This window comes from Pseudoalteromonas piscicida, from assembly GCF_002744175.1.
Lineage (GTDB): Bacteria > Pseudomonadota > Gammaproteobacteria > Enterobacterales > Alteromonadaceae > Pseudoalteromonas > Pseudoalteromonas piscicida_B.
Window position 1 is genome coordinate 1 of sequence record NZ_NKHF01000049.1, and the last position, 24,044, is coordinate 24,044.

22 protein-coding genes and 1 pseudogene are annotated in these 24,044 nt (G+C 42.7%); 15 read left to right on the forward strand and 8 right to left on the reverse strand.

The features are described from left to right. Positions 1-399: pseudogene (locus CEX98_RS23100) on the forward strand (hypothetical protein); the annotation flags it as partial. Next, positions 384-677 (forward strand): hypothetical protein, encoded by a 294-nt coding sequence (locus CEX98_RS11130; RefSeq protein ID WP_099642142.1) that lies wholly within the window; start codon positions 384-386, stop codon positions 675-677. The pseudogene CEX98_RS23100 and the gene CEX98_RS11130, both read left to right, overlap by 16 nt. 63 nt (positions 678-740) lie before the next feature. Here CEX98_RS11130 and CEX98_RS23445 read toward each other — a convergent pair whose 3' ends face one another. From CEX98_RS23445 to CEX98_RS11140, 3 genes are all read right to left on the reverse strand, one after another. Then, positions 741-866, reverse strand: a complete 126-nt coding sequence (locus tag CEX98_RS23445) for a hypothetical protein (protein WP_277948920.1) — start codon at positions 864-866, stop codon at positions 741-743. A gap of 107 nt (positions 867-973) precedes the next feature. Then, entirely contained in the window at positions 974-1,414 is a 441-nt protein-coding gene (locus CEX98_RS11135; protein ID WP_099642143.1) for a helix-turn-helix domain-containing protein, read from the reverse strand. 145 nt (positions 1,415-1,559) lie between these two features. Further along, entirely contained in the window at positions 1,560-3,278 is a 1,719-nt protein-coding gene (locus CEX98_RS11140; protein ID WP_099642144.1) for a hypothetical protein, read from the reverse strand. 153 nt (positions 3,279-3,431) lie between these two features. Here CEX98_RS11140 and CEX98_RS11145 point away from each other — a divergent pair, with 153 nt between their 5' ends. The 3 genes from CEX98_RS11145 to CEX98_RS11155 all read left to right on the forward strand — a co-directional run bounded on the left by CEX98_RS11145 (position 3,432) and on the right by CEX98_RS11155 (position 8,636). Next, on the forward strand, positions 3,432-4,466 hold the full coding sequence (locus CEX98_RS11145) for a metal-dependent hydrolase (protein WP_099642145.1): 1,035 nt from the start codon (positions 3,432-3,434) through the stop codon (positions 4,464-4,466). 383 nt (positions 4,467-4,849) lie between these two features. Beyond that, positions 4,850-6,394, forward strand: coding sequence for a Na/Pi cotransporter family protein (locus CEX98_RS11150; protein ID WP_242441688.1), 1,545 nt, complete (start codon positions 4,850-4,852; stop codon positions 6,392-6,394). Between the two features lie 166 nt (positions 6,395-6,560). After that, positions 6,561-8,636, forward strand: coding sequence for a prolyl oligopeptidase family serine peptidase (locus CEX98_RS11155; protein ID WP_099642146.1), 2,076 nt, complete (start codon positions 6,561-6,563; stop codon positions 8,634-8,636). Between the two features lie 171 nt (positions 8,637-8,807). Here the strand turns inward: CEX98_RS11155 and CEX98_RS11160 are convergent, their stop codons facing one another. Further along, positions 8,808-9,482 (reverse strand): hypothetical protein, encoded by a 675-nt coding sequence (locus CEX98_RS11160; protein WP_099642147.1) that lies wholly within the window; start codon positions 9,480-9,482, stop codon positions 8,808-8,810. Positions 9,483-9,683: 201 nt separating this feature from the next. On the opposite strand from CEX98_RS11160, the gene CEX98_RS11165 reads away from it, so the two are divergent. After that, positions 9,684-10,862: an acyltransferase family protein gene (locus tag CEX98_RS11165; RefSeq protein ID WP_099642148.1), complete on the forward strand. Its 1,179-nt coding sequence runs from the start codon at positions 9,684-9,686 to the stop codon at positions 10,860-10,862. Between the two features lie 54 nt (positions 10,863-10,916). Here the strand turns inward: CEX98_RS11165 and CEX98_RS11170 are convergent, their stop codons facing one another. Both CEX98_RS11170 and CEX98_RS11175 read right to left on the reverse strand, forming a co-directional pair. Next, complete coding sequence (locus tag CEX98_RS11170) at positions 10,917-11,525, reverse strand: glutathione S-transferase family protein (protein ID WP_099642149.1); 609 nt, start codon at positions 11,523-11,525, stop codon at positions 10,917-10,919. Between the two features lie 21 nt (positions 11,526-11,546). Continuing rightward, entirely contained in the window at positions 11,547-12,239 is a 693-nt protein-coding gene (locus CEX98_RS11175) for a type 1 glutamine amidotransferase domain-containing protein (RefSeq protein WP_099642150.1), read from the reverse strand. 163 nt (positions 12,240-12,402) lie between these two features. Between CEX98_RS11175 and CEX98_RS11180 the strand changes: the two genes are divergently transcribed. Next, positions 12,403-13,308 carry a LysR family transcriptional regulator gene (locus CEX98_RS11180; RefSeq protein WP_099642151.1) on the forward strand — a complete coding sequence of 302 codons (906 nt, stop codon included), beginning with the start codon at positions 12,403-12,405 and terminating at the stop codon, positions 13,306-13,308. Positions 13,309-13,457: 149 nt separating this feature from the next. On the opposite strand, the gene CEX98_RS11185 is transcribed toward CEX98_RS11180, so the two are convergent. Then, positions 13,458-14,990, reverse strand: coding sequence for a LytR/AlgR family response regulator transcription factor (locus CEX98_RS11185; protein ID WP_242441689.1), 1,533 nt, complete (start codon positions 14,988-14,990; stop codon positions 13,458-13,460). Positions 14,991-15,136: 146 nt separating this feature from the next. Here CEX98_RS11185 and CEX98_RS11190 point away from each other — a divergent pair, with 146 nt between their 5' ends. From CEX98_RS11190 to CEX98_RS11225, 8 genes are all read left to right on the forward strand, one after another. Further along, positions 15,137-16,612, forward strand: coding sequence for an alpha/beta hydrolase (locus CEX98_RS11190; protein WP_099642153.1), 1,476 nt, complete (start codon positions 15,137-15,139; stop codon positions 16,610-16,612). Between the two features lie 141 nt (positions 16,613-16,753). After that, complete coding sequence (locus tag CEX98_RS11195) at positions 16,754-17,062, forward strand: hypothetical protein (RefSeq protein ID WP_099642160.1); 309 nt, start codon at positions 16,754-16,756, stop codon at positions 17,060-17,062. Positions 17,063-17,220: 158 nt separating this feature from the next. After that, positions 17,221-18,003 (forward strand): ion transporter, encoded by a 783-nt coding sequence (locus CEX98_RS11200; protein WP_242441690.1) that lies wholly within the window; start codon positions 17,221-17,223, stop codon positions 18,001-18,003. Positions 18,004-18,182: 179 nt separating this feature from the next. Beyond that, positions 18,183-18,878 (forward strand): fimbrial biogenesis chaperone, encoded by a 696-nt coding sequence (locus CEX98_RS11205; RefSeq protein ID WP_099642155.1) that lies wholly within the window; start codon positions 18,183-18,185, stop codon positions 18,876-18,878. Between the two features lie 19 nt (positions 18,879-18,897). After that, complete coding sequence (locus tag CEX98_RS11210; protein ID WP_099642156.1) at positions 18,898-21,345, forward strand: fimbria/pilus outer membrane usher protein; 2,448 nt, start codon at positions 18,898-18,900, stop codon at positions 21,343-21,345. Further along, positions 21,342-22,205: a hypothetical protein gene (locus tag CEX98_RS11215; RefSeq protein ID WP_099642157.1), complete on the forward strand. Its 864-nt coding sequence runs from the start codon at positions 21,342-21,344 to the stop codon at positions 22,203-22,205. The genes CEX98_RS11210 and CEX98_RS11215 overlap by 4 nt, the downstream gene beginning before the upstream one ends. Positions 22,206-22,356: 151 nt before the next feature. Next, positions 22,357-22,857: a hypothetical protein gene (locus CEX98_RS11220; protein ID WP_099642158.1), complete on the forward strand. Its 501-nt coding sequence runs from the start codon at positions 22,357-22,359 to the stop codon at positions 22,855-22,857. Positions 22,858-23,193: 336 nt separating this feature from the next. Beyond that, the gene (locus CEX98_RS11225; protein ID WP_099642159.1) at positions 23,194-23,697 is read left to right on the forward strand and encodes a hypothetical protein; all 504 of its coding nucleotides are present in this window, start codon (positions 23,194-23,196) and stop codon (positions 23,695-23,697) included. A 155-nt stretch (positions 23,698-23,852) separates the two neighbouring features. Here CEX98_RS11225 and CEX98_RS22875 read toward each other — a convergent pair. Then, the coding region (locus CEX98_RS22875; protein ID WP_206780895.1) for a hypothetical protein at positions 23,853-24,044 on the reverse strand (192 nt) is incomplete at its 5' end.

Below are 24,044 nucleotides of genomic sequence, written 5' to 3' on the forward strand. Positions count from 1 at the left end.
GGTCGTAACACTAAGTGGTCTTTGTTTACTGGCGTTTATTCATTGTTTTACTTAACCGTCTGGAGTTTTCATTGCGAAATTAAAGCCATTGATCCTCAATTGCAATGGAGGTATTTGATTTGGTGTGGTTGGACTTTATTGTGTTGTCTAGTCATGTATTACTTTTTCATTAAAAAGTGGATATATCAAAAGCAAGCTATTGCGCTGCTAATTTTTTCAACTCTAGAAATTGGCTTACAAATTTTCAGGTACGTTGATAGACACTATTTTGATTTAGGTTACAGCCAACTTATTTATACATCTGGAATGCCAACGGTTAACAATTTAATGGTAATTACTTGCTACATGCCATTATTTTCATCAATTTACAAAGAGGTTAGAACATGGATCCGTCACTAGTACTGACTTTAATATGCCTAATATTTATTATTGGGCTTTACCTATGTCATACAGCTTACAAAAAGATCATTGTAAGGCCTGAGTTCGAAGATGAGGCTATGCAAATACTTAATGAAAAGTGGCAAATAAAAAGAGATAACTCTCTAACTAAAGAAGAGTTACTTATCAAACGACTGCTCATTGAGAAACGCGCAGACCAGCTTGTAGAAACGGCATTAAAAGCAAACTCAGAAGGGAAACATAAGAAAACCAAGTTAGCTGATTTATTTCAAAAATAATAATTTTTCAATAGCAATTGAAAACAAGGCTTTGAAAAGTTGCTTGATTATATTAGCCGCAAATTAACCTGTTGAGCTTGCGACTTGCTGTTTCTGAGGGTCTCCATCGTCCCCACCACCACCGCCAACACCACCTACCACTTTTTTTAGCAACTCAGGGGTTAAGACCTGTTTTTTAGTCTGTTTCATTACATTACCTTTCAAACTTTTATTTAACATCAATTAACATAATAACGTTAAACTCATGGATAAACCAGCTTTGTGAGGTGAAGCGATGAGAATACAATACTAGCGGGTTAGAACTCTCTTACTAACTTTAGCAATGAGGTGTGGAGTTGTTCTGTGTCACCAGTTAATTGCGCTTGGTAGTACAAAGCAATCACTCGAGCTTCAAACTCCGGGTTGTCTATGCCCACTTCAGCACTGATGCTTCTGGCCTCCACAATACACTGTGACAAAATAGTCAGATTAATAGCTGAATCATGGGGGGTGCCATCAGAACTAAACCCTAAAGGGTTGATCAACGCCATGGGGGTAACATTTAACACGGCAGCAATACCATCGACTTTTGAAAGTGAAATATTACTGTGCTCTTTATTTTTGAGGATCTTGCCGACGTAGGACTTGGTTAAATCATAACCCGCGTTAGTGGATAATGATGCCAACGATGCGTTATTTAAGCCACGGTGTGCCAAGAGAAACTGCAGATTACGCTTTAGTGCACTATTTGAGTCCATACCTAAGGCTAACTATTTGAACATTAAGTTAATTAAACACTATTACCAAATACAATACCACCATAATAAATCATAGTTTAAAAAAGTCACTCGATGCTGTGATCTCGTCAGAAAAGCAAACCACAGCACTTTTGAATACTATAGGCTAATTTTCAAACACATCGGTAGGGTTGAGTTTAATATAAGGATCTGGCGCTATCACTTGTTTTATACAATCTATTCTCGCAACAGGTCGTCCAGTTCGATTCTCTAATATAACTTGTTCGCCTGCTGCGCATTTGTTTTTAAAGGCTTGGTAGGCCGCCACTCCTGAGCGGAGCAAATCTATACCATTGATAAAGTGTATCTCCATTTCCTGCTCAAACGCCTTACAGTTATCAATTGGGTAGGTCTTAATATAGTCGTCGTAGGTATTAAAGCTTATTTGCTTACAGTGGGATAACATCAGTTCAGAGACAACCTGTTTCCCCCAGTGCCTGATGTAAAATTGAGAGTAGTCGCTAGATGGCATTACACGTATCGCAGTTGCGTTAAACCAAGTCATGATCTCACTGTAATTGTTTAGCCCTTTGGTTTCGACGAACCTACGCAGTGTATTGGCAAACTTGGTTTCTCCGGTCAAGGTGTCGAGTGTTGAGAAGTAGTCTTCGGGGCCATAAGTGTGGTTTTTACTGTGTTTGAATAGCTGCTGCCAAATATCAAACAATGATAACGCAGGATTGTTTGCCTGGACATGGAGGTGACTGGCAAGTGCTATCACTGCACCACAAGCATAGTGATTTTTGTATTGCCACCGCTGCATATCCTGTAATGCATACCGTCCTTTGTTTAAGATACAGTGGTTGGCCGCATCTTCAAACAGGTTGAACCATTGGGCTTGAGCTATCAATTCAAAATCCAGCATTGCAAAATAGGCAAAGGCATCCGCACTTCCTTCATGCAGCCAAGCGTGTCGATTGTCGTTTAGGGTAAGCAGATCACTATTCCAAAAATGTGCAGCCTCATGGGCTAGAAAATGAAAAAACAGATTAAATCGATCATCATCTTTATTTTGCCAACCTTTACCTGCCACACTTAGCTGCACCATGCCATCAAGTAGGCCACCATTGTACGAGGCAAAGTCACCTTCTCTGTTAATGTAATTTAAAAAGACTGTTGGTCTAACGTCCAAAGGTCTCGCCAGCTTTTCTGTATAGTAATCAAATAACTTTGGAACATAAGTTTGGGTAGAATGCCAAACCCACTTTGGCAAAGCAGGATCGACGAGTGCAATCATGTTGTTATTTTCAATGGCCTTAATATTGCCAAAATAAATGTAGGTGCCGTCACCACTTAATTCCCACTGCGCTTTAGCCGTGTACCTTTGTCCAAGAAAGACAATATCAGTGGTCGGGCTGGAAAAATAAAATTGCGTTTTCTCAAAGTCAGGGGTCGACTTACCTCCGGGCCGCTCACTTAAGGTAAGGTGATTGGTGTACAACAATACGCTGCCATCACTAAATTGTACGTTGGGCGTATAGTCTTTTAGGATAAAGTGATAGATCGAATTAAAGCTCAATTCAAAAGTACTAAACTTGTTGCCGTTAGCCGATTGTATGAAGAGCGCGCTTCCTTCCTGTTGCCAAGTAAATTTAGATTGATCAAGTTTGTAATGCTGCGTGCGATCCAAACCACCCTGCCTAGCAAAGGCGACTCGCTTAACGGCTTTGGGCAATTGATATTGCACCAACCATGAATCAGTATCGGCATTAAAATGAACGTGTATTTGTAACGTATTAGCGTTTTCCAACGCCAATGTCGGCGAAGCAAGTAACAGGCAAGTAGCAAAGAGTAAGCTTCCCGTTAGTCGTATTATATCACTCATAATTATTTTGGAGTCAATTTAGGTACCAACACGTTACTCGATCCAAACTTTGAATACTAGTGTTGAAAATTCATGCCGGTAAATCGATCGACACTAGGGATAAATAAGTACAATAATATAGGTCGAATCAATAAAATAAGAGAGTGAGTAACGGTGGACTCAATCACCCAAGTCGCCCTAGGCAGTGCGGTGAGCTATGCATTTTTAGGTCATAAACTCGGTCGCCGCGCATTATTAGTTGGTGCAGCATTTGGTACGCTTCCCGATTTAGATGTACTTGTCGACTTTGGCGGCAGCGTGGAGAACTTTGTTTATCATCGCAGCTTTAGCCACTCTCTTTTGGTACAGTTATTCCTAAGCCCAATGCTTGCATGGGTTCTGTTGCGCTTTGAGTGGGCAAAATCAGTGTCGTTTTCGCGGTGGTCGACCTCGTTATTTTTCATTTTAAGCACCCATGCCCTATTAGATACCTTTACCGTTTATGGCACTCAGCTATTGTGGCCCCTCAGCAACTATCCATTTGGTATATCGAGTATTTTTATTATAGATCCGCTTTACACCCTCCCCTTGCTGATCACTGGATTGTTGATAAGCTTTAATATTTGTAAGCCTGTCGCCAACAGGGTAAACCAAACCGCGCTGCTGCTCAGTTCAATTTACTTAGGCTGGAGTCTAGTGGCAAAAGCCACCATCGACCATAAAGTAGATCAAGCAATTCAGGCGCAACAACTTGAATACTTAGCCTATGAAAGCACGCCTTCAGCATTTAATACCTTTTTATGGCGTGCTGTCGCGACAACGCCATCAGGACACTATGAGATCTATGCCTCTATTTTTGATAGCCCTGATGAAGTCAGTATCGCGTTTTATCCGACTCACAATCAGCTATTAAGTAAATTCACTCAGCAACACAGAATCGAACTGCTGCAAAACTTTACCAAAGGATTGTATGGCGTTTACAAAGAAGGTAATACGCTTATTTTAAGTGATCTGAGAATGGGGCTAGAGGGCTTTTATGTATTCTCATTTGTTATTGCACAACAAACCGACTCAGGGATGGAAGTAGCGGATTTTGATCAGCTCAAACGCCGCCCTCCACTTTCCAGAGTTAACCTAGTGTTTGATAGGATCACAGACCCTTCGGTAGACTTGTCATTAACGAACTCTGCGCTGCTACAGGCTCAATAATACCAATTGAATTCTACCTCCAATCAATTTGAAAGGTGAAATAGCTAGTTTACTTAATACACTTGGTATAACCGGAGGTTTGGAGAAGGAATAAACTAACTCATAGTCTTTAAAGTCACATTAGATTACTTCCTGATTTAGCTCGAGAGTTTTGGTCCCCAGCTTGACTTCAAACAAAGCGGAACTAGTCAAAAGTGATATCTTTGTTCTACGCTAATAATAGTAAATCACTACTTTCCAGTAGCACAGCACGGTAAGGACATGGAAACACTTCATCTAATTGGCACACTTCTCGGTGGCTTAGGCATATTTCTAATTGCAATTGGTATGATGACCGATGGCCTAAAGCTTGCGGGGGGTCATCATTACGTCATGTATTAGGCGTGTGGACCAAAACGCCGCAACGGGGCATCGCCTCGGGCTTTTGTATGACAGCCCTAGTGCAGTCATCCAGCGCAGTTACCGTGGCATCGTTAGGCTTTGTTAATGCTGGCCTTATCACCATGCATCAAGCCCTTGGAATTGTTTATGGGGCCAATATAGGCACTACCATTACAGGCTGGCTTGTGGCAGCGGTTGGATTTAAATTTAATATTCAAGCCATTGCCTTACCGCTCATTGGTATAGGTGCTTTAATGAAACTGCTGCGTCCACGCTCGCGGTTGGCTTATGCTGGGATGGCGCTAGTTGGTTTTGGGCTGTTTTTTATCGGTATCGATATTCTAAAAGGCGCTTTTGAGCATGTGGTTGCCACCTTTGATTTGAGCCAGTTTACAGCTGAAGGGGTAAGCGGAATGCTCACCTTTTTGCTACTGGGTATTGTCATGACAACCCTGACTCAATCGTCAAGCGCTTCTATCGCCCTCACGATTACCGCAGCTGCCAGTGGTATGATAGACCTATATGCCGCCGGAGCTATGGTGATTGGTGCAAACGTGGGGACTACATCTACGTCTATTCTCGCTGCCATTGGCGCAACCTCCAACGCTAAACGAGTTGCCGCAGCACAGGTGATGTTTAATGTGCTTACCGCTGTGGTGGCATTTGCAGTGCTACCGGTGCTGTTTTATTTGATTGCGCAGTTTACTGCACTATTCAACCTCACAGCCGACCCGGCACTGTCTTTGGCCCTCTTTCATACGCTATTTAATCTGCTTGGCGTATTACTGATATTTCCGCTCAACGACAAACTGGCAGGCTTTTTAATGAAGCGTTTTTGCAGCGCTGAAGAGACCGCGTCACGACCCCGCTTTTTAGACAAAACTATCGCCCAAACCCCTGAGCTTGCAACCAATGCGTTATTACTAGAATCTAAGCTGGTTGCAGACAAAATACTGGCGCAATTTGATAAATGCTTACTTCCTACAGACAAGCTCACTACAGAGCAGTCGCTGCACGCGATCCAAGCACTGTGTCAACAAATTAGTACCTTTATTGTGTCTGTGGAACAGTCGGCACTATCAGCCGAAACAACCTCAGTACTAGCAAAGTTTATGCGCATCGAGCAGTATCTGTTCACTTGTAGTCATTGCGTTGAGAAGCTAGTAGAGCAGTCACCATACCGCAAACTTGCTGATCATCATGAACTCTATGCTCAGCTAAGCGAGTACCAAGCTCAACTTAGCCACTTTATGAAGACCAGTCTACACCAGCAGAGCATTACGCCTACGGCACTTGAACAAGCAAAAAGTGAACTTCAACAGTTACATGATGATGTGAAAGATGATCTTATTCTTGCAGGAACAAACGCGACACTGGCTATTGATAATATGGTAAGTAACATTAATAGCTTGTCTGAAATGTGGCAACTGTCTCAACAGTGGCACAAAGCGATGTTACTCGTGCGCATAATTGATGCCCAATTGAGCTTGCCAAACTCAGCAACAAGAGACAACACAAGCACAGTTGAACAAGCGGCTGACACATAAACTATCAGCATTAGGTTGGGTACACTTGCATTATAGCTTTTGCTAGGTAACCTCAGGTTGAGTAAACAGGTGTAAACAAAAGTAATGTTTTTCCTTATTGTTAGTTCCTATTTTTACAACTAGATGTTAAAAATAACACAGACGGTTATAAAATAGGAAAACAGTTTTGAAGAAAAGCATCACCAATGCTGCCATACTTTGTACACTTGCAGTTATAACGGGTAAATCTATGGCGGTTGAAAACGATCCGTACCTTTGGCTTGAAGAAGTCGAAGGTAAAAAGCCACTCGAGTGGGTGAAGGAGCAAAATAGTACTTCACTAAAGTACCTCAAAAGTAACAAAGCCTACGAGACCATCTACCAAAATACGCTCGCTATTTTAAATGACCAATCACGTATTCCGTACGCGACAGAACGAGCCGGTTACTACTATAACTTTTGGACCGATGCAAACCACGTTAGAGGTATCTATCGTCGTACCACATTGGAAGAATACCAAAAAGAAAACCCAAAATGGGAAACGATCCTTGATTTAGATGCATTAGCAAAGGCGGAAGGCGAAAACTGGGTATACGGAGGTATCGACTGCCATTATCCCAAATACGAGCGTTGCTTGTTGTCTTTATCTCGTGGTGGTGCAGATGCAAAAGTAGTGAGAGAGTTCGACATCCCCAGTAAATCATTTGTAAAAGATGGTTTTTATCTGCCCGAGGCAAAAACATCAGTATCTTGGTATGACGACAATTCCATTTTTGTGGGCACAGACTTTGGGAAAGATTCACTGACCGACTCTGGCTATCCTGCTGTGATCAAAGTATGGCAACGAGGCACTCCATTACAAGATGCAAAAACACTGTACCAAGCAGATAAAAGCTCCATCAGCGCGGGTGGATTTACCGCCTATGATAAAGGCAATAGCTATCACCTTTTGTACGATGCCACTAGCTTCTACACTAGCAATATCTACAAGCTTGAAAATGGTAAGCAAGTTCAATTGCCAAAACCCAATGACGCGACACTCTTAGGGTTAAATAACGGCATGTTCTTTGTGCAACTAAAGTCTCCTTGGAAGCAATTTGCACAAGCCGAGGTTATTTATGCCAGCATTGATGATATTGGCAACGAAAATATCCAATTCAAAAGCCTAGTAAAACCAACCGCTACTCGCTCTATTGAAAGCCTAAACTTTACTAAATCTGCGATCTTGGTCACTGTGTTAGATGACGTGAAAAATAAGGTTTACCGCTACACGCCACAAGCAAATGGGGAGTGGAATATCGAGCAAATTGGCTTTCCTGAAACAGGGTCATTGTCGGTTTTTGATACGAACCCAAAGCGGGATGACTTTTTTGTTACTTATGCCGATTTCTTATCTCCCACCAGCCTTTATGCCGTAGATGGAAAATCACTGCAGATCACTAAGCTTAAAGGTAATAAACCACACTTCGATGCCAACCATTTTGTAGCGCAGCAAAAATTTGCCACGTCAAAAGATGGCACTAAAGTTCCCTACTTTATTGTCCATAAAAAGGACTTAAAACTGAATGGAAAAAACCCAACCCTTTTATATGCTTATGGTGGTTTTGAGGTGTCAATGCAACCACATTACTCAGCTAGCAAAGGCAAAAACTGGCTGGAGCAAGGCGGAGTCTATGTGCTGGCAAACATTCGTGGTGGTGGCGAGTATGGCCCCCGTTGGCACCAAGCTGCACTCAAAGAGAACCGTCACAAAGCCTATGAAGATTTTGAAGCGGTGGCAGAGCAACTAATAGCCGACAAAGTCACTAAACCTCAGCACTTGGGTATTCAAGGTGGCAGTAATGGCGGCTTGTTAATGGGCGCGGCATTTACTCGCAGACCAGACCTTTATAATGCGGTGATTTGTCAGGTTCCACTGTTGGATATGAAGCGTTTTAACAAACTGCTCGCGGGTGCAAGCTGGATGGGAGAATATGGCAACCCAGATAACCCTGCAGAATGGGAATACATTAAAACCTACTCCCCTTATCATAATCTTAGTAAAGACAAGCAATATCCAAAAGTATTCTTTACTACTTCAACCAGAGATGACCGTGTACATCCGGGTCATGCCCGTAAGATGGTCGCCAAAATGCAGGATATGGGCTTTGACGTTTTATACTTTGAAAACACCGAAGGTGGCCATGCTGGCGCTGCCAACAATGAGCAACGAGCAATGGTCACTAGCCTTGAATACGTGTATCTGATGGATAGACTAAAATAACGTTACTGGTTAACTTAAACTTGAACTAAGAAAGGATAACAACTGCTAGAGAGCAAGTTATTATACCGAGTTGAGGTTAAACTACCGACGGCCAACTACTACACTCGAAGTTGGCGTTTTAAGCGTGTTTTCAATTAAACCTAGGGTTAATTTAGGCTAGTACCAAACTGGTTACTCAGCAAAGCTTAATTCTTGTGATTCCAGTAAAAACTGTTCACCAGTATCTAACGATACTTCGATATAAAACACATGATTTTGCTTATAGCTCGGTTCACTATTAAGCGCCAGCTGGATAACCTTACCAGCCTCACGTTGTTCAATTTCCAAAAACTCCGAAATGGAAAAGTAGTCTTTTTCTCCATTATCAAGCGTGCCATAAGCTACCTGGTTTCTATATTCAAGACCAATATAGACCACATCAAACACCTCATTTAGATTTGATCCTGCGGGTAGATCATCGCTAAAGGCAGCACTAGAGGTAATGTTTATATCCGTGATATTTTCATTGGTAAATGGCAAAGTTGGCGAACAAGCATATGCGCTGCTAATGAGCGAAAATTGAAAATTCGGCGCACTTACCTGAGCGACAGATTGGGTGTCGGCTTTAAGCTGAAGCACCAGTGTTTGATAAGGTATGGGCTCGGCGCTGTCATACTCAGTGCTAACAAACTCATCTACGTTATTATTCTCTGCCTTGAACTCACCAAGATTAAACCCGGTGATGTCGAACACTGAGCTTCCCGCACCACCACACTGGTCTTCTTCGTCAGGACCACTGCTGCCACTATTACAACCCACTAATGCGGTTGCAAACATCGCACCTGCTAATATTAGCTTGGCTTTCATTCTAGTTCCTTTTCGAGCAAAATAAAGTCTCTATTTTGAGTCCAAACCAGAGCAAAATAAAGTTCTCATCGTTCTTTATTTGTTATTAAATGTTCTCGTCACGACGAATACTGCCTAACAAGTTCGTTTTTCTTCAATATTTGCAGAGGAAAACAAGAAAGTATAAGCATCTGTTTAAGCGTACGACTTAGGGATAATTGAATGCATAGTAAAGCGCGTTTTCATTATATTGACAATATGCGATGCCTAGCATTATTGCTCGGTATCGTTTTTCATGCGGCCTTAGCATACGGCCCTTATTTTCATCACCTTTGGATCAGTGTAGACCCAGCTAAAAGCACCTTTTTTAATTACCTCGCCATGTGGACACATCTATTTAGAATGCCACTGTTTTTTATCATCGCTGGATTTTGCGCAGCGCTACTCGTTCAAAAGCGCGGTGGCAATGCCTACATTCAAAACCGGTTAAAACGGCTACTTATTCCGTTTATTATTTTTCTTCCGCTCACCTTATTGGTGTTATTACATGCAATGCATTGGGGCGGCAATATTGCCAGCGCCCCACCGCCATTATTTAGTGTTATGCAACAGATAAAAGAACCACAGGTGACAAGCATGCATTTATGGTTCTTGTGGTATTTAAGCCAGTTTTGTGTGTTATTTTGGTTGTTACACAAGTTTCAATGGCTTTATCAAAACATCCTCTCAATCGTTGTTACCCCATTCTTTTTATGTTGTTTATTGCCGCTTATCATCACGGCGTCTATGTCCAACTTAATAGTGCCGTTTCCAGCTCCGGATAAACTACAGCCTCATTGGTGGGCATATGGATTTTATGGCACTTTATTTTTGGTGGGTGCCGGGTTATTTCATCATCATGATGTGGCAGCTCGTTACTCAAAACAATTCAACTGGCTGTTTATTATTGCCTGCACCTCATTCGTTGCATACTTTTACTTTTTGCCGCCACCTCCGTCGATCGAAAAAGTCATTATTGCGGCCAAAACGGGCGATACAACCCCCGAAAAAATCAATCTGATTAGTGTTGTAGTTCAAACTATTGCCATACTCAGTTGGACAGCCGTTGCTTATCTAGCAGGTTTTAAGTGGTTGAATTATTTTAATAAACAAAGTCGCTATATCTCAGATGCCTCCTATTGGATTTATCTCATTCATATTCCTGTCCTTATGTACATTCAACTTCCTCTCACTAACTTTGAAATATCGGTCTTCATTAAATTTTGTATAACTTTATTTTTAACTATGACGGTGGGGATCGTCAGCTATCATTATTTGGTTAGAAATACTGTGATAGGCATATTGTTAAATGGTAAAAAGGCCAAACAAGAAAGTGTAAAAGCAGGTGTGTTGACTGAGTAGCCCACAACAATGACATTAGAAAAAGCCAGAGCGAACCTCTGGCTATGAAAGCAACTAGCCGTAGCTGCGAGCTGCTTGATATGCGCCGCGAGCCTGTACTTTTTCAAGATAAGCTTTGATATTACCCCACTTAGCGAGTAGCCCCACTTTGTCGGCGATTTCTAGCATCACCGTCATCATAATATCGGCTGCGGTAAAGTCGCTGCCAGCAAAATAGCTTTGCTTGGCGAGAGTCGCATCAATATAGGCGAAGTCGACATTTACTTCTTTAGCAATGTAACCATCCATGGGTTTATCACCAGTACGCTGCTCCATCTTCATCATCAAAGATGCGATCACTGGCAGCGCCAATGACCCCTCAGCAAAGTGTAACCACTCTTGATATTGATAGTACTCAGGTGTTCCGGTATTTGGTCGCAAACAACTCCCCTCTGCCTTGTCTAGCAAATATTCCATGATGGCTCCGGACTCGCATAAGGTTAGGTCGTCATCGACCATCACTGGTGCTTTTCCAAGAGGATGCACTTGCTTAAGGCTTTGTGGCGCTAAATGTGTTTCTGGGTCGCGTTGGTGTTTAACCACCTCATAAGGTATATCTAGTTCATTGAGCAGCCATAGTACTCTTGTCGAGCGTGACTCGTTTAAGTGGTGAACGGTTAACATCTGATTTTCCTTACTAATTGATTAAGATTGCCCCAAGTACGCCAGCATTTTTTCGGCAACAAGTTCTGAACTTGCTGGATTCTGTCCTGTAAAAATTAAGCCATCTCTAACGGCAAACACATTCCAATCATCCACTTTTTGAAAATCTGCGCCTCGTTTAACCAACTCATCTTCCAATAAAAATGGAACGACATCTGTCAATCCTACCGCAGCTTCCTCACTATTCGTAAATCCAGCTACCGCTTTATCCTTCACAAGGTACTCACCCGACTCAGTCTTAACATCCATCAACACTGCAGAAGCATGGCATACTGCACCAACCGGTTTATCGGCAGCTAAAAAGGCATTGATCAACTTAATTGAATGAGTATCGGTTGCAAGATCCCACAGTGGTCCATGACCGCCTGGGTAAAACACGGCATCAAATTCTGCTGCATCGAGCTGTGCCAGTGGTGTGGTGTTTGCCACTAATGCTCGGGCGTTCGCGTCATTAAAATAACGTTTCGTGCTATCGGTTTGAAAATCGGCCATTTCACTTTTCGGGTCGATTGGTGGCTGCCCTCCTTTTGGTGAGGCCAGCGTGACTTCTACGCCTGCATCTACAAAGGTGTAATAGGGTGCGGCAAATTCTTCAACCCAAAACCCCGTTTTTTCGCCGGTGTTACCAAGCTCTGCATGTGAAGTTAATACCATCAGTATTTTCTTTGCTGTCATCATAATCACCTTATATTTGTCGTTACCTTTACTTACCAGTTCATCTGGTTATTGATTAGTCATAAGGATATGAGTTCAACATTAATTAAACAATGCAGACAAAAGCTAACTCTTTGTTCAAACAATTGATACAATCAAAATATCTAAGTGGAAGGAGTGATGCATGGATATCTCTTTTGAGCAGCTCAAAAGTATGGTGGTATTTGCACAAGTTATTGAGCAAGGTACGTTTAGTGGTGCGGCAAAACATCTTAATTTATCACGTGCAGTGGTGAGTTATCATGTCAAAAAGCTAGAGTCACAACTAGGAATAACGCTGCTTAACCGCTCCACGCGAACCATTTCACTTACCGAAGCAGGGAGCGAATACTATCAGCGCTGCCGCATCATTGCCGAGCAAGCCTCTGCTGCAAATCAGCAAATTGAAAATCTTAAAAACGAGCCAATCGGCCTAATTAAGCTAACCTGTCCGGTTAATGTTGGCTTACAAACTATCGTCCCTGCCCTCAACGAGTTTCGAGCTATGTACCCAAAAATTCAGCTTGATGTCATGCTTACAGATGAAGTGGTCAATATCATCAAAGAAGGCATTGATCTTGCCATTAGAGGAGCGCCATTGCCGGATTCTGGCCTGCAAGCTAGCAAATTGTCGGTACTTAAAACCTGTTTGTGTGCATCACCAGAATATTTGAGTAAATACGGCACCCCAAAACATCCAACAGACCTTTATCAACATCAATGGGTTATCTACAAGCTCACCTCTGGTACGCTCACTTTAAGTAAAAACAATCGTGCCTATAGCATCACCATGAAAGGCGACATCAGCACCAACAACGCTGCTGCGCGCACCGCTTTTGTAGAGAGAGGACACGGTATTGGCCGTATTCCTATTTACGATGCGCGACCCAAAATTCAAGCTGGTACTCTCATCTGCGTGATGGATGACTACAACCTGCCAGACATTCATGTTTACGGCGTGTTCCCTGAAGGCAATACCAACTCTAAAAAAGTGCGATTACTGCTGGATTTTCTAAAAGGATATTTTCAGCGACAAGAGATTGGGGTATAGCTTGCCGATTAGCCCTTATATATTTTTTATACTCTACCTCGAAGGCATAAAGTAAATAATCTATTTTGAAGCGGAGAAATGACTTTATTAGCACCACTCTCACATCCTGCTACCGCCAAAGTATCTATGCAAAGCAAAAATTTTGCTATTCAGTTGGTATAAGACACTGCTGAGGAGTTAAGTGTCGCTCTAACCGAAGGGACAAGCCTACGGCTGACAGGTACACTTATGCCATTGGTAAGCTTTAATTGGTGTTGGCTCCCCCCTCCTTCCAACGACACTACTTCGTTTAAATTAATTAAATATGAACGATGCGTTTTAACAAAAATAGAAGGTAAAGTTAGCTCTAATTGCTTAAGCGAACCTGAAAATAATTTTTGTGATTTATCCATCATATGCAGCTCCACGTAATCACCGGCAGCTTTACAAAATGCGATGTCTGTAAGGACGATATATTCCGTTTTACCGGCAACGCTTACCTCCAGTTTGGCGGGACACTGGGTTTGGGTATTTTGCGCAAGCTTAAACTCTAGTTTCGCAATATGTGCTTGGTCTTGGCTTAACTTACTTTGCTGCACTTGATACTCTCTAGCTTGGCGAGTAAATAGATAACCCAGCAGCACAGCAATAATCACAAAGTGGATAATTTCATGAAAGCTAGATGCAACACAAAGAATGGTCACAGCCACAAGTAGCTGCACAATAAACCATGTTGCTAATTGATTCGTTTTAGCACGTCGCCAAAAGTAACCTAACTGGAATAAACTGACGAGCAAAGGAACAAAGATCCCAGCAGTTGTTTTAGTATCGAACCCAGGTGCAAAAAAGATAGCGACGAGTGTTAATATAGCCCCAATATAAATCCAATGAAGCGCCTGATGTTGAGCTACTTTAATCGAGCTGTAAGCCAATAAAAGCACCCCAAATAAAAATGAGCAAAGGGTAACAATGATGAGCCGAATATCATGCCAAAGGTACGTGTAGTTAACTAACCCTCTAGACATCTCAGCACCAAGTTGAACAGCGGCCAACAAACATAATGCGGCGAAAATTTTGGAGGCCGTATTACCTTGCTGTCCTACACTCAGGCTAATAAAGTACAAAGCACCCAATATAAATGCCCCAATCAGTATTAACGCTAGTGCGCTAAATGTTTGAATATATTGCTTAGGATCACCAAATTGACCGAATCCAATATAATGAATAGGATACGCCAAGGTGAGTGCACTGTGCTGCGAAGACAAGAGTAGCACCAACTTATTGTTCTGCTCTATCAATGATTCAGGTACATAAAATACTGTATCCATTTTTCCCATTCGCTCTGTTCTATCAGCGGCTGGCACACCATTACTACCCAGTTTGACGCCGTTAAGGAACACTTCACTAGAGGCTTTGGCAAATAAGTACAAACCGATAGGCGCAGGTAGCGTTTCTAACTTCACCCGCTCAAACGTTAATAACACCCAAACTGCGCTATTCTGTGGGTCTACTTCAGACAGTTTTGCCTCATAGCAATGTGCTTCATCAAAACGAGGGGGCGCGGTTGGAGAGACCGACATCGGGCACACGGTAACAGTGTGATCATAGGAAAACCCCCACAAATCTTGGCTTGCATACGTCTTCTTTGCGGCGCACAAGAACAGTAAGATCAACGTAAAATAAAAAGTCTGTTTTATATTCACAACTAACCGCTTTTCCCTCAACCGTTCATCGGCTAATACCTACCGCTAAGCCACTAAGCCACTAAATTCAAGCCTCTTAAAGAAGTTTACTGTGCGACTTAGGCCCCATTGTATTTAATACTCCTAAACCATTAAGGAGCAATATTATGCGATTTACTAACACTTTAATAGCCATGTTCACCCTAACCACCAGCAGTGTCGTAACAGCAGATCTTAATAGCGAGGATTTGACCCTTTTTAAAAATGAGCAAAAAATTGAGTTTAAGGCCAATAGTGGCGAGACAACTGACGCGATTGAAGGACACCTCTGGGTTCCAGAAAATCGGAATAACCCCAACAGCAAAAAAATTAGAATTAACTATGTGCGTTTTCCGGCAACTGGTAGCAATAAAGGCTCACCCATTGTGTATTTGGCGGGTGGCCCAGGCGGGTCAGGTATTGCCACAGCAAAATGGCGAAGGTTTCCACTCTTTCAAGCACTCAGAGAATTTGGTGATGTTATTGCGTTAGACCAAAGGGGCACCGGGCAATCTGAGCAAGCAGCTTCTTGCGTTTCCAGTGAGCGTCTTCCCCTGACTACTGCCATCAATGAGGCGCAAATTACCACACGCTATCGTAATGCAGCTGCGCAGTGCTTAACACATTGGAAATCTCAAGGGATTGATATTTATGGATATAATACCGTTCAAAATGCGCTGGATATAAACGATTTACGGCAACACCTCAAGGCTAAAAAAGTATCGCTTTGGGGGATATCCTACGGTAGCCATCTAGCACTTAGTGCTATAAAAACGATGCCGGCATACCTTGATAAAGTGATCATCGCCAGCGCAGAAGGCCTAAATCAGACAGTAAAACTGCCTTACCAAACCAATAAATACTTTGAGAAAATACAAGCTGTTATCAATAAACAGCCCCTGAAGTCTCAGGTCCAAGACCTCCCAGCACTTATGACTAGAGTACACAAACAGCTGTTACGCCAACCGATTAAGCTCTCGTTGTCAAAAAAAGAAGGCGGAACCTCCACACTCCTTTTTCAAAAGCATCATATGCAAATGCTTGCCAGTATGATGATTGCCGACCCCAATCAATATCTTGCTATGCTTATTCACCTATATTTAGGTTTAGATAATGGAAATACTGAATTACTCAAACAGGTGCTCCAACGCGGCATTTTTGATGATGAACCTATTACCTTCAAGTTAATGCCATTGGCGATGGATATAGCATCAGGGATCACCGCTAAGCGTCTACAAAAAATAGAGACACAAGCACAAACGGCCCTTTTAGGAAATAAACTCAACTTCCCAATGCCAACGCTCAATCTGGTAGATAGCAAGTTAGACCTCGGTGATGAATTTAGAGCGACAGTAAACTCCACCATTCCAACACTATTATTTACAGGCAGTTTAGACGGTAGAACTTACCCTGAAGAACAACTTGAGGCAGTAAGCGGTCTTTCAAATTTAACGCAAATTATCGTTAATAATGCAGGTCATAACTTGTACACAAGCTCACCGGAAGTGCTAACTAGAATGCAAGCGTTTATGAAAGGCAAGCCAGTCAGTTCTAAAGCTATTGAACTGCCGCTTCCTATTCTTTCATTGCCGGAGTTTAAATAAAACCTGAGGTGAAATACTAAAGTGGATAAAGTTGCTTTGCGCCGATTTGTCCACTCTGAGGGATCATCAATGCTGTTGCTACGAACTGAGGTTAGTTATAATGACCCCCCGGCCGCTAAGCCATTGATTCGGAATCTCATCATGAAAAAACTCTCTAAAGTGCAAGAAAAACAACAAGCACTGGTGCTAACCGTCGCCGATAAGCTCGAAGCGCAAGCCCGCGAAGAAATACCGGGAATGATGCTATGCTGGTTTGATGTTGAGTACCACTTATTCCCGGGCTCACTCATCCTCTTCTTCCAATTCGAAGATGAACAAAGCCTCGAAGCCGCAAAACCAGAACTGCTCAAGTGGCAAAAGCGTTTAAGCGCTGCCATGCTGAAAAAAGGCGTGATTTTAAAAGATATGCGAAAGCATTTAACCTTCACTTTGCAAGGACCAGAAGACTGATCATGAGTTAAAACGTACCCAAGGCTTTTCAACCCTAAAAATATTCGTACTGTTGAGCCAGTTTGGTCATTTAAACCTTGAAAAACCGACCTTTGCCCTACATTATGGCGTACCGATTCGTTTTTCATATTTATCATATGACCTCTTCAAACAATTTAATGACGAAACTGACGGCTCTCGTAGAGGCGAAGCTGTTTCAGAATTTTCTGATTGCAGTTATTTTGTTTAATGCCGTGACCTTGGGTCTCGAAACCACGCAATTTGGCAAAGACAATGCGACGATTTTGCATAAAATCGACTTTGTCGTATTGATGATCTTTACCTTCGAGCTCTTGCTCAAGCTGGTTGTCTATCGTTTTAAGTTCTTTAAATCGGGTTGGAACCTGTTTGACTTTGTTATTGTGGCAATATCATGGGCACCGTCGAGTGGCGCCTTGTCTGTGCTTCGAGCGTTCAGAATTCTACGGGTATTGCGATTATTCTCTGTGGTGCCACAAATGCGCAGAGTAATTGGCGCGCTGGGTCATTCATTACCCGGCATGGCATCTGTCATTGGCGTATTAGGCATTGTTTTTTACGTTTCAGCCGTGCTTACGACTAAGTTATTTGGCCAACATCCAGATCCAAATATGCAAGAATGGTTTGGTACAATTGGCGCCTCAGCCTATACCTTGTTCCAAGTGATGACACTAGAAAGCTGGTCAATGGGAATTGTCCGCCCCACCATGGAACTGTTCCCGCAATCTTGGCTATTTTTTGTACCGTTTATCATTATTACGAGCTTCGCAGTGCTTAACCTCTTTATCGGTATTATCGTCGATGCCATGCAGGTGATGCATGAAGAGGAAGCCAAACCCGAACAAGTTATGGCAACCAAAGAAGATATGTTGCGAGTAGAAGCTAAACTAGACGCACTATTAAAACAACAACAAAACAACTGATAGCACACGCTCCACAGCCATAACTGTGGAGCGCTTTAGCCGTTGCGTTGAGCCATAAAACCTAACACCGAGCATGATTTCGTTAATATTTCAAAAAAGCGCATAAATTATCCTTGTATTACAAAATAGTCTGGGTATCGTATAGCAAAAATTTACGTTTTGTCTGTGTTGGAATTTAAATGCGTACCCTGTTGTTATTACTTATTTGTTTGGCGTCACCTGCTTGGGCGTACCAAGTACAACCTATGATCGTTGACCTTGCATCGCATGGTAAAAAATCACTGGTAACATACCGCCTACAAAACCCCAGTGATAACCCTTTACCTATTGAAATTGAAGTGCTGAAACGTACCTTTGATGAAAACCAGCAGGAAGTGCTGATCAGTGCGGAAGAAGACTTTATCGTATTACCGCCACAAATCGAAGTGCCAGCTAAAGGCTATCAGGTGTTTCGCGCGAAATACCTTGGCTCTCCAGATCTCAAACAAACACACTCATACCGTATTGTTTTTAAACAGCTTCCTTTGCCTGGCGATGAGGAAAAGTCTGGCGTTAAAATGGTCTTTAACTTTGCGACATTAGTATTTGTCAGTCCAGATGGAATTCAATCGCAACTGGCCAGCACCCTAAAATGTGAAATAATAACAGACTGTAAGCTTACCATTAGTAATACCGGTGAACGCGTTTTAGACTTATCACACTTTGAGTATCGCTTTCATGGTGGCGAAACCGTGATCGACTGGGCAAAACTTCAATCTGTGACGTCTGGTCGCTTTATTATGCCTACCCACGCAATGACCATAGATTTAAAGCCGCTACTTAAAGACAAACCCAGCCCTAACATCGAAATCGTCAACCTATTGACTCAAGAATAATCAGAATACGGTGTTAAACATGCGCTTTAGTCTGCGCTTAACTTGGTTAAGCGCATTACTCACTCCATTTTATTTGTTGTGGACAACCACCTCATGGGCGGCCATTTATGCCATGGAACTTCCTGTGCGCCTGAATAATACCGAGGTTGGATTAGTAACAGCCTCAATGGATGGCTTTGATTTAAAATCCGTTTCTGCCCTTGAGCTTAGGCAGAATTTGAACTCGGTACTAAGTGATGAAGTGCTGCACTGGCTTGACAGCATTACGGATCAAGATGTTTCGTTAGCAAACTTGCAAGCGCAAGGCATTACACTTAACTTGCAAGCGCAAGACCTCATCATTGAGATGTCATTAGCAGAGTCAGCAATGGCAACCGACAGCCTTTCCTATGGCCGACAACAACATTTTGACCAACCAACGCAAGAAGCCAGCTGGGCGATATTGAATAACTTCAATATCAATCATGAGCGTAGTGACAATAATCAAAACCATCGCTCTCAGCTTGAGTGGTTGATTAATGCCAATATCGGCGGCGGTGATGGACTCAATATGCACAGTGCTATCTTTTGGGAAAACCATAGCGCAGAGCAAAGCCGAGCTTATCGAGGTGACACTGCTTTATTTTATGACCGACCAGATAAGCCAATGCGATTGACCTTTGGTGACACCCAAACGAGTAACAGTGGGCACCTCTCTGGCGCTCAGCTCGGTGGTATTCAGCTCGCTAGCGCATATCCAAAGCTACAACCACAACGTAAAATTACCCCGGGTAACAGTCAGCAATTTGTTTTGCCCCGCCCTGCAACGCTCGAGATCTTTATTAATGAATTTATGATCTCCAGAGTCAGATTAAAAGCTGGCCGCTATGATTTAAACGATTTACCCCTAACTTCCGGGATCAATAATATTCGTATTGTTGCCACGTACGCCAATGGTGAAACACAACAGTTTAACTTTACCAATCACTACAATTCTCGGTTATTAGCACAGGGAGTAAGTGACTATTCACTCACATTAGGTTTTCTATCTGAACTAGATGATGGTCGCTATCATTACGATGATGACATTCTGCTGTCAGGAAGCTATGAGTACGGAGCAACAGACAAACTCACCTTGGGAGTCAATGGCGCAGCCCATCCGCTCGGACATGTGCTAGGCTCGGTAACCACTCTCAGCAGCCCTTTTGGTAATCTCGCGCTTCGCTATTCACAAAGTAAAACAACCGATACAACCGGCGATGCCTATTCAATTGAGACTGAACACAGTATTTTTGGACATGGTAATTATGGCTCACCGAATCTGCGTTTAGGCTATGAGGTGATGAATAACTTTACTAGCACCCCTTGGTTGGAATTAAGTACCTTAAATAATAACCACCGAGCTTACTTTGATTACAGTTATATCATTAACGATAACTTAGACTTTAACCTCAATGCGGCGCGCTTAGTAACGAATGAAAACTATGTGACTAAAAACCTTACCGCTGAGTTTAACTTTCGCTACGAAAATGCACGGATCAGAGTAGGCTACAATCACAACACCAGTGATGACCCTCGTGTTGTATCTGAAAATCAATTCGTTTTAAATTTTACTTGGAATAGTTACAACCGTCAGAATAACACCCGTACCCGCGCTCAATACAACAATCGCAGTGATATCGCGAGTGTCAGCTACGCTAAAACCAACAATAACTATGTCAATGACTATGGCTATGAATTACGCGCAGAAAGAGGCGAAAACTACCGTCAAGAGCAATTCAAGGCCAGTCATACCGGTGCGTTTTTTCGAGCAGACATTAGTGCCACAAATTACACCCGCTCGCAATTTGGTAGCGACAGCTCGGCTAGTATTAACCTCTCCACCAGTTTAGGGATAGCCGATGGCCACACTGGTATGGGTGCAACAACAACCGCCCCATTTGCCGTGGTATCTAAACATCAAACCCTAAAAGATACTGATGTGATGGTAAATATAGACCGCTTTGGACGAGCACAAACTAAGCCCAGTCAACATATTGGCGCACTAGTTGATTTAGGTACTGGGTATACACGTCACCAATTTAATGTAGATGTACCAAATGCACCAATGGGTTACGATTGGGGTCCTGGCACTTACCAGTTAGTAGGTGGAGCAAACACCGGCCACCATATTCAAATTGGCTCGGAGCTGTCTTACACCATTATTGGCTCGCTCGTTAATCAACAAGGCACGCCTATTGCACTAGGCAGAGGACGAGTTATTCAACAATTACCTGCCGGTAGCAGAGCGCAAATTCCAATGGACAGTGCATTTTTCACCAATCGCGCCGGTCGATTTGTTGTCGAAGGCATAGGCATCGGCAAGTACATAATAGAAATTGACGACGCGGTGGGACAGTTTACCATAACAGATACCGAGCAAGGCTTTGTGAAGCTTGGCACCATCGTCGTAAAACAAGCACAACATGAAGGAGAACCAACCAAATGAAGTGGACACTATGTTTGTTGCTCGCCCTAAGCTGCTTGTTTTCTTCTATGGCGCAGGCTAAACGCAATAAGTGTAATGGTTACCTACTGGCGACCTCAAACTCAGCTGAGATAATAGAAGAGTATAGTAATAACGTTACGGTATTTTTGCCGTTAAAAGTTCAAGTGTCAGACTCTTTACTCGGTTGCGCAGACGAAATATGGGTTGAAGACCTGTATTATTATTCGTTTGTGTTTTCTGGACCAACAGAAGACAAATACGCGCGACTGTTAGATTCACAGTTTAAGCGTATTAAAGTCAAAAATGGCATCGCCAGAGAACCATTAACTAACCGTACCACTCAAATGTGGATGCGGCTGCGCCATTACAGTTTATTTCCTGCGGGCTCTTACTATGGTGGTGTAAAAGTGTCGGTTGTGAGGCGCAACAAAGTTATTGCCGAACAATACGTTGATATGACTTATTATGCACAGCCGCAAATCGCGATTTCACTCGATAACGCTAGTAAAGGTAAAGTATCGGGAGAGGATGGCCATTACTTAATTGATTTGGGCGAACTCAAAAGTCGTATGCGCTTTTACTGGGGGATAAAAATACTCAGTAACAGCTCATATGACATCGTACTAGACTCTGAATATAACGGTCTGCGTCATGAATCCAACACTAATGCCGTTATCGATTACACAATTTCCTTTGATAACGTCAAAATATCGTCGTCCGAGCGCCTTTCCCGTAGTTATTACTTTTATCCAGGCGTCAGAGATAAGTGGTTTGGGTTTGAATTCCAACTCGGGAATACCGAGATGATGCCTGCTGGCTATTACCGAGATAATTTATCTCTTACTGTATACCCAAGATAACCACATGATTTATAAAACTAAAAAATAAATTATAGACAAAACTCGCTAAACTAGAAACAACTATGGCACACCTCTTGCTTTAGATTTTGGCAAATAGGTAATAAAACCTAAGACCAATTATAAAGCAGTACTTTATTTAAGGGGATGCGCCATGAAAACTTTATTAAAAACATTATTTGTAGCTTCAGCAATCACGTCAATGTCTGCAGCTGCAGCAGTAGTAACTACCACAGGTAATGAAGCCAGCTTCACCTTTGAAGGCACAATTCAGCCTATGTGTAAAACCGACAGCGGCTCAAATAGTGTTACTAACCTAAACCTAGATGCAACCCAAGAAACCCAAGAGATCGGCACCTTAGATGTTTGGTGTAACACGGGTAAAAATGCAGTCACAGAGTACAGCTCTGCAAATGGTGGTTACCTGATGGCTGACAACCAACAGAAAAGTAAAATTGCCTACACACTAGATATTGGCACAACTGCCGGTGTGGACCTACAGAACGGTACATACAGACACCTAACAACGCTAGCAGGAACAGGCACGAGCGGTGAAACTCAAGCTACAGCGCTAAAGATCACCCCACAATCAAATGGCCTAGATGATGCGGGTACATACTCAGACACAATCACAGTGACAGTAAGCCCTAACTAACAAGTATTGTTAATCAGGGTAACATCCCGTAGACACGGCTTTTTGTTACCTTCCCCACTAGAATAAAGCTAACCAGTCGGGCGCGGATTTGCTCCTCCCCGGCTGCGATTTCAGCAATAGGCAAAAAAATGCCACCTGTTGCAAACTCTACAACAGTTACCACATGCCAAACTGCCACCCTATCCGTATTTTGAGTTTCTCGAATTAGCAAAGTTTGTTCAAAATATAGCTCACGAATAATCTAAATCATGGCAGCGATAAAAAGCACTGCAAACCATGGCATTTAACTTGCAAATCTAGCTATATTTGCTGTACTTTTACCTTAGGGGGAAAGCCATGCGAACAATACTTAACTTACTTATTGCCGGTTTAGCAAGCACGCCATTGCTGGTGCTAGGCGCAGTTGTTGATACTACAGCTTCTGAGAGTAAGTTTTCTTTTGAAGGCACCATAGATCCCATATGTAAAACAACCAGTGCAGCAAGCAATACTTCAGGTTTGAACCTTGACTCGTCTCAAACCACACAACAAATTGGTATTTTAGAGGTCTGGTGTAATACCGGTGAAAATGCCACAACGTCGTACAGCTCTGCCAATGGTGGCTTTTTAGTCTCAGACAACGAACAAGGTAGCAAACTCGCCTACACGCTAAACGTCGGCGATACTGAAGGCATAGATCTACAAAACGGCGTGTACCAGCATACCAAAGCAACCGCCGCAGGCACAGGCCGCGCTGGCGAGACAAAAGCAACCATATTAAACATTACTCCCTTGTCTAACGGTCTCAACGCCGCAGGCACTTATTCAGATGTGATCACCGTAACTGTCAGTTCAAATTAACCTGAGATCGGATTAAGCTATTAGTCAATCAACAGAAGCTGATACCTTCGTTAATTTGCGACTGTGTGCAATCAGTGCACCGATGAGCCGCCCCGAGTTTACCAGTGACTCGATAACTGCAAAACCCACTCACTTTTAGCAACCACCCCAACCAACTATAGCACCCGATCCAATCGTATTGGCAGGGTGATGCTCTCCAATAAAGTGAGTTTTTCCAGTTTCACCTGCTCATGACGCAGTGAAACAATAGTCAATAAGCCCGACTTAAAACAGTTGCTTTGTGGTGTTTGCGTGGTTGATTTTGGTTTCATTTTGAGGATACTAAGATCGTATAGATCTTCAAGTAC

Coding starts and splice junctions, on each gene's coding strand:
- CEX98_RS11165 (WP_099642148.1), top strand. CDS start 9,684: ATGCATAGTAAAGCGCGTTTTCATTATATTGACAATATGCGATGCCTA.
- CEX98_RS11225 (WP_099642159.1), top strand. CDS start 23,194: ATGCGAACAATACTTAACTTACTTATTGCCGGTTTAGCAAGCACGCCA.
- CEX98_RS23445 (WP_277948920.1), bottom strand. CDS start 866: ATGAAACAGACTAAAAAACAGGTCTTAACCCCTGAGTTGCTAAAAAAA.
- CEX98_RS11135 (WP_099642143.1), bottom strand. CDS start 1,414: ATGGACTCAAATAGTGCACTAAAGCGTAATCTGCAGTTTCTCTTGGCA.
- CEX98_RS11195 (WP_099642160.1), top strand. CDS start 16,754: ATGAAAAAACTCTCTAAAGTGCAAGAAAAACAACAAGCACTGGTGCTA.
- CEX98_RS11205 (WP_099642155.1), top strand. CDS start 18,183: ATGCGTACCCTGTTGTTATTACTTATTTGTTTGGCGTCACCTGCTTGG.
- CEX98_RS11180 (WP_099642151.1), top strand. CDS start 12,403: ATGGATATCTCTTTTGAGCAGCTCAAAAGTATGGTGGTATTTGCACAA.
- CEX98_RS11160 (WP_099642147.1), bottom strand. CDS start 9,482: ATGAAAGCCAAGCTAATATTAGCAGGTGCGATGTTTGCAACCGCATTA.
- CEX98_RS11140 (WP_099642144.1), bottom strand. CDS start 3,278: ATGAGTGATATAATACGACTAACGGGAAGCTTACTCTTTGCTACTTGC.
- CEX98_RS11170 (WP_099642149.1), bottom strand. CDS start 11,525: ATGTTAACCGTTCACCACTTAAACGAGTCACGCTCGACAAGAGTACTA.
- CEX98_RS11220 (WP_099642158.1), top strand. CDS start 22,357: ATGAAAACTTTATTAAAAACATTATTTGTAGCTTCAGCAATCACGTCA.
- CEX98_RS11200 (WP_242441690.1), top strand. CDS start 17,221: ATGACGAAACTGACGGCTCTCGTAGAGGCGAAGCTGTTTCAGAATTTT.
- CEX98_RS11215 (WP_099642157.1), top strand. CDS start 21,342: ATGAAGTGGACACTATGTTTGTTGCTCGCCCTAAGCTGCTTGTTTTCT.
- CEX98_RS11190 (WP_099642153.1), top strand. CDS start 15,137: ATGCGATTTACTAACACTTTAATAGCCATGTTCACCCTAACCACCAGC.
- CEX98_RS11210 (WP_099642156.1), top strand. CDS start 18,898: ATGCGCTTTAGTCTGCGCTTAACTTGGTTAAGCGCATTACTCACTCCA.
- CEX98_RS11130 (WP_099642142.1), top strand. CDS start 384: ATGGATCCGTCACTAGTACTGACTTTAATATGCCTAATATTTATTATT.
- CEX98_RS11175 (WP_099642150.1), bottom strand. CDS start 12,239: ATGACAGCAAAGAAAATACTGATGGTATTAACTTCACATGCAGAGCTT.